General features: G+C 28.8%; 2 protein-coding genes. One reads left to right on the top strand and one right to left on the bottom strand.

Annotation, left to right across the window (positions count from 1 at the left end):
- Window positions 1-20: 20 nt before the first annotated feature.
- Window positions 21-338, bottom strand: coding sequence for a hypothetical protein (locus V7124_RS26040; protein ID WP_335494852.1), 318 nt, complete (start codon window positions 336-338; stop codon window positions 21-23).
- 271 nt (window positions 339-609) lie between these two features.
- Between V7124_RS26040 and V7124_RS26035 the strand changes: the two genes are divergently transcribed.
- Window positions 610-1,015 (top strand): hypothetical protein (locus V7124_RS26035; RefSeq protein WP_335494849.1); only part of this gene is annotated, 406 nt, incomplete at its 3' end.

Raw genomic sequence — 1,015 nt, 5'->3', positions numbered from 1 at the left:
TTAAAAGGAAGCTGTATTAGTTATTTATCAACTACATTTCGGATTTGTTCAATCTTTTTTTGCCCCTCTTTATATCTAACATATAAGTGGTCAACCAAGTTTCTAATTTCCTCTATTACATCCTGTTGATCCCGCTTGGGTAAACTTTTTAACTTATTTAATCGATGTGTGATTTTTCTCTTTGTACCAAGTGCACTTTTTTCTCCTGCTTCGTGTATTTCAAAATAAATATCCCAATAATCGTATTGAGAGAAATCATCTTCCCATATTTTTGAAATTTGTTTTCCTTCTCTTGCTAGTTTAATAATCTTTTCTATATCTCGTTCATCAGTAATCACAAACGAACCCCCTTTTTTTCTTTTACTCCTTATTTTACCATTGTAGAAATATACTGTATATTGAAGGTTTGCTTGTTGTTACAGATGACAGTCTATAAAATGAAAAACGGTTTACAGTCAAATAAAAATCATAAACTAACGGATGAAAGAGTTGAAGATCTGGTTGCCATTTAAAAATAAATGAGGAAACAGCTCTCATTTAGATGTAGTTTTTTTTGTCCGAAAAATGACAAAAATGATAATATATAGTAATAGAAGGGTGGTCTGTATATTGAGCGAACTATATCGAAACATTGGATTTAAAGATAATCCATTTTCTAGATTTTCAGCAGAAGAGGAAAGGGAATACTTAAATGATATTTTTCAAAACCCTAAGTATTTTCAAACAATTTTAACAGATATTAAGGAAGGACGAACTAGGTTTATCGTGGGAGAAAGAGGGATTGGAAAGTCTGCTTTGATGTTTAGACTAAAAGAAGAATTAGAGATTGAGAACGTACTTACAATTTTGATAGATAGATTTGATAACTTTAAGTTAGAGAATAATGAGAAAGATTTTTTAGTTGAAGTTATTAAACAACTTGTTAATTTTATAAGTGTCTTAACATATACAGATAAGTCCATTTTAAAAAATTTAAATAAATATGAAAAAGAAAAATTAGTTTTCTTTATAGGAG

Source organism: Neobacillus niacini (assembly GCF_036961885.1).
Taxonomy (GTDB): Bacteria; Bacillota; Bacilli; order Bacillales; family Cytobacillaceae; genus Neobacillus; species Neobacillus niacini_H.
Note: the sequence above shows the minus strand (reverse complement) of the source record. Positions and strands in the feature narration are given on the sequence as shown.